Here is a 4,907-nt window from a genome sequence, read left to right as displayed (position 1 = left end):
AAAAGCGATGGGATCCTCCCCTTTTTTGACCAATTGGTCATTTAAGACATCCAACATTTCCAAAAAGGACATGTCGGCTTCCACACCTTCCAAAACATAGCCCACCATTTTCCCCGGACTATTTCTGTCTTTTTGCCGCCAAATTTTTAATGTGAGTTTCATGACTTCTGACGCGTCCGACCTGTCTGACAGGTCCGACACGTCCGATTATTTATAAGACCTCTGCGCTAATTTTATATTTTCAAAACTAAGGGGTTCTTTGTGCATTTCGGGTTCGGCATTAACCCCCTTATATTCCCATGCCGCCACATAGGAAAAATGTTCGTCGTCTCTTTTGGCTTCCCCATCTTCGGTTTGACTTTCCTCACGGAAATGCCCTCCACATGATTCGCGGCGATGTAAGGCATCTTTGGCTAACAATTCTCCAAACTCCATATAGTCGGCCACACGAAGGGCCTGCTCTAAATACTTGTTCACATTGCCGGGTTCCCCCGCAATTTTCAGGTTTTTCCAAAACTCATCACGTAAAGCCCTGATTTGCTGTATTCCTTCTTTGAGCCCTTCTTCCGTACGAGAAATGCCCACCTTGTCCCACATGATGTGCCCCAAGCTTCGATGAAAATCGAGAACCGTACGCGAACCTTTAATGGCAAAAAGCTGGTCAATTCTTTTTTGTGACGCATTTTGGGCTTCCTTAAAAGCGTCATGATCGGTTGTTATTTTTGGAAGTGGTGTTGAAGCCAGATAATGGGCCAGGGTATAAGGAATCACAAAATAACCATCGCCTAACCCTTGCATCAGGGCTGAAGCGCCCAAACGATTTGCCCCGTGATCTGAAAAATTAGCTTCTCCCAAAACATGCAGACCCGGGATATTGCTCATCAGGTTATAGTCCACCCACAGCCCCCCCATGGTGTAATGCACAGCAGGAAAAATTTTCATGGGAACCTTGTAAGGATTGTCCCCGGTAATTTTTGCGTACATATCAAACAAATTACCATAGCGACCGCGAATCACATCTTCACCCAAACGTTTGATGGCATCGGCAAAATCGAGATAAACCGCCAAGCCTGTTGGCCCAACCCCCAAACCATCATCACAAGCAAACTTGGCATTCCGCGCCCCTACATCGCGCGGCACCAAATTACCAAAACTTGGATACTTGCGTTCCAAATAATAATCCCGCTCATTTTCAGGAATATCCTTCGCCGCACGTTTATCTCCCTTCTTTTTAGGGACCCATACACGGCCATCGTTACGAAGGCTTTCACTCATCAAGGTAAGTTTGGATTGATGCTCCCCACTGACAGGAATGCATGTGGGATGGATTTGCACATAACAGGGGTTGGCAAAATAAGCCCCCCTTTTAGCCGCACGCCACGTAGCGGAGACATTGCTGTTGACCGCATTGGTTGAAAGAAAATAAACATTGCCATAACCCCCGGTGCACAACAAAACCGCATCGGCCGCATGACGTTCCAACTCGCCGGTGATAAGATTACGACAAACAATGCCGCGCGCCTTGCCATCGGCGATGACTAAGTCGAGCATTTCACGTCGGGAAAAAAGTTTTACCTGACCCAAATCCACCTGGCGCATCAAAGCACTATAAGCCCCCAAAAGAAGCTGCTGGCCTGTTTGCCCACGGGCATAAAACGTGCGCGATACCTGGGCCCCGCCAAATGAACGGTTATCAAGCATCCCGCCATATTCACGGGCAAAGGGGACTCCTTGCGCCACACAATGATCGATGATTTTAACACTGGCTTGGGCCAAGCGATACACATTAGCCTCACGTGCGCGATAATCCCCGCCCTTCACCGTGTCATAAAATAAACGACGGATGGAATCGCCATCGTTCTTATAATTTTTGGCTGCGTTAATACCGCCTTGAGCAGCAATACTGTGCGAACGTCGGGGACTATCCAAAATAGTAAAGGCCTGTACATTGTAACCCAGCTCACCCAAACTTGCCGCGGCAGAGGCTCCCGCTAAACCGGTTCCCACAACAATCACCGTAAATTTACGGCGATTGGCTGGGTTCACCAATTTCATATTAAAACAATGGTTCTCCCATTTTTGTTCAATGGGACCGGAAGGTATTTTTCCATCCAAGATCACAGTTTACCCCCTGACAAAAAAATGAGGATGGGGATGATGACAAATCCGCCTGTAATCACCGTCGCCAAAACATGCCCCAAACAACGAATTTTTTTATTATGATTGATTCCCAATGATTCAAAGGCACTCATAAAACCGTGCCACAAATGAAACCCCACCACGATCATGGCAAGCACATACCAGATCACCTCACCCATCTCGGTAAACTCTTCCATCACCAAACGATGAATATCGCGCACCTCAGGGTTAGCCGCTGAAGCGTAGGCAGGTCCGTACTTAAAAGTGATTAAATGAAGGGGGACAAAAACCAGAAGAATCAAACCAGATACAATCATGGTCGAAGACGAAATACTTTTTCGACTTGTGTGATTGGCCCCTTTTTTGACCTGATAGGCGACGGGGCGTGCTTTTCTATTGGTATAAGTAACAATAAATCCATTAATAAAATGGCCCACAAAAAAGGCCAGAAGAATGAATTCAGCCAAATAAATGAGAGGGTTTGAGATAAGTTTGTGGCTGTAGTTGTTGTAGGCCTCGGCCCCTAAAAAAATAACCAAGTTGCCGGCCATGTGGGTGATTAAAAAACCAATCAGAGCCAACCCCGTAAGGGCCATGACCATCTTGCGACCGATGCCCGTTGTCAAAAATTTGTGAAAAGTGAGCATAACAAACAAGGGAAACCAAAGATTGGCGCGATGTATATAGGGGGCGAGATCATCCGTCAAGTTTAGATTCAAAATTTGATGCCAAAATTTTGGAGCTGAAATCATGACTTAGATCATGAAATCATGGAGTGAAAAATTTTTCAGGAAGTTGTTTCATTCAAAATCCAGGCAGCGAAATCGGGGCTTACTTCTTCAAGGGGCAGGCTGACAATACAGGGGACTTCATAGCTGTGGATGGAACGAACTTTTTCCATCACCTGTGGAACAAGGGATTGCCGTGTTTTTGTCATTAAAACGGATTCTTTTTCTACCTGAATTTTATCTTCCCACCAATACATCGATTCAACCGAATCAAAAATATTGGCACAGGCCACAAGCCTTGATTCAAGAAGAACCTTGGCGATTTTTTGTGACTCACCCTTGTCTTTTGTCGTGATGTAAACAAGGCTAATGGGTTCGTTCATGATGTTTTTAAGAAATTTTATATTTTTCAGGGCGTCCCAAATCACGCAGCAATAAATTTACTTCCATTTTAAGCTTATTGAGATTCTCCTGAATTTTAAATGTATCACTTTCGAAAGCTTCAACCGTCTTTATATGGGAATTACGGCCTTTTTCACGAGTCTGCTCAACCTCATAGCGCTTCATCGCCCGATAAATGATAATTTCTAAATGGCTGGGGGAAATGGGTTTGATAACGTAATCATAAGCTCCGCGCTCAATAGCTTCGACCGCCGACTCTGTGGATTCATAAGCTGTCATCATCACCACCACGGGATGGCGTTTTATTTTTTTGAGTTCATCTAAAAATTGAAGCCCGTTGATTCCAGGCAACATATAATCCAAAAAAACAAAATCAATCGCAAGCTCGGGCTGCTTGATCATTTCAAGGGCCGCTTCTGCCGATTTGGCAAGGTGAACACTATAGCCCAGGTTCACCAATTCATCATGCATTATCTGACGAACAACTTGACTGTCATCAATAACCAAAAAATTTATTTTTTTCTTTTGCATATAAACATTCACTCCGAGGAAAAGCGCTCTCAAAACCTTTTGAGAAAACTATTTAATTTTAGATGTTTTTCAAAGATTTTTCAATCAACACATTGATTCTTTATGCGTCATCAAAATAACACTGTGTGAGTTATTTTGACCCGTATTGACACATGGCGCCAGAGCCTGCATAAGCTTGAATACAAACGTGAATACGATGGAGGGATATCTAGAAATAATCAAATCTCATGAATTTCTTAAACAGGTTAGTTCAAGCAGCTTAGGGGCACTTACCAGAGCCACAAGTTTTCCATCCACTTTTACTTGGCCTTCCAAAAGATCTCGTTTTTCATCTTCTAAAAGGGAAAGGGCTGGCTCGATGAGGTTTTCGGGAACTTCCATGGTCTTTTCACTTCCATCAACCAACAAACCCACACTCATGCCTTTGTCTTCCACAATGACAATGCGCTGGCTTTCATCATCTTTTAAAGATGTAAGCCCAAAGATCGCCTTAAGATTCATCACCGACAAAATATTTCCCCTTACATTCATGATTCCCAAAATATAGGAGGGAACATTGGGCAAAACAGAAATGGGGTGGGTTGGGACAACTTCCTTCACATAAAGAACATCCACACCATACCATTCGTCATTAAGCTTAAAGACAATGATGTTTTTAATGGCCTGGCGTTTTTGGCCTTCGTCACTTAAATCATTTTCAAACAGGACTATTTTTTCAGACATACACAATTATCCACCCAGATATTTTTTTACTTTTTGGATAAGTTCATTATCTTCACAAGATTTTACCAGGTAATCAACGGCTCCAAGGTCTTGGGCCCCGCGCATCACATCCGCATCGCGCATCGCGGTAAAAACGATGACCGGAACCTGCTTGAGGTTTGGATAAGTACGGAATTCCCTTAAAAAACCATAGCCACTCATTTTGGGCATGAGTAAATCGAGGATGACAAGATCTGGAATCCATTCTTTAAGCAATTCCAGGCCCTGATAGGCTGCGTGGGCCACCCGACATTCATAACCATTGGCCTCCAAACGTTTATGGATAAAGAAGGTAAAGCTTTCTTCATCATCGACTACCAAAATTTTTTTCTTTGCTTCCATATT

5 protein-coding genes and 2 pseudogenes (2 of these 7 only partly in view) are annotated in these 4,907 nt (G+C 43.9%); all 7 read right to left on the bottom strand.

Annotation, left to right across the window (positions count from 1 at the left end):
• Positions 1-162, bottom strand: a pseudogene (locus tag A2048_04115) (hypothetical protein); it reaches 479 nt to the left of the window's first position.
• A gap of 45 nt (positions 163-207) precedes the next feature.
• The gene (gene sdhA / locus A2048_04110; GenBank protein ID OGP08558.1) at positions 208-2,121 is read right to left on the bottom strand and encodes a succinate dehydrogenase flavoprotein subunit; all 1,914 of its coding nucleotides are present in this window, start codon (positions 2,119-2,121) and stop codon (positions 208-210) included.
• Positions 2,118-2,786 (bottom strand): hypothetical protein, encoded by a 669-nt coding sequence (locus tag A2048_04105; GenBank protein OGP08575.1) that lies wholly within the window; start codon positions 2,784-2,786, stop codon positions 2,118-2,120. Before A2048_04105 ends, sdhA begins: the two co-directional genes overlap by 4 nt.
• 140 nt (positions 2,787-2,926) lie before the next feature.
• Positions 2,927-3,250, bottom strand: a complete 324-nt coding sequence (locus tag A2048_04100) for a hypothetical protein (protein ID OGP08574.1) — start codon at positions 3,248-3,250, stop codon at positions 2,927-2,929.
• 7 nt (positions 3,251-3,257) lie between these two features.
• Positions 3,258-3,800, bottom strand: coding sequence for a hypothetical protein (locus tag A2048_04095; GenBank protein ID OGP08557.1), 543 nt, complete (start codon positions 3,798-3,800; stop codon positions 3,258-3,260).
• A 225-nt stretch (positions 3,801-4,025) separates the two neighbouring features.
• The gene (locus A2048_04090) at positions 4,026-4,523 is read right to left on the bottom strand and encodes a hypothetical protein (protein ID OGP08556.1); all 498 of its coding nucleotides are present in this window, start codon (positions 4,521-4,523) and stop codon (positions 4,026-4,028) included.
• 6 nt (positions 4,524-4,529) lie between these two features.
• Positions 4,530-4,907, bottom strand: a pseudogene (locus A2048_04085) (hypothetical protein) (it continues 114 nt past the right edge of the window).

This window comes from Deltaproteobacteria bacterium GWA2_45_12 (assembly GCA_001797365.1).
Taxonomy (GTDB): Bacteria; UBA10199; UBA10199; order UBA10199; family UBA10199; genus UBA10199.
This window is presented reverse-complemented; position numbering and strand designations above follow the sequence as displayed.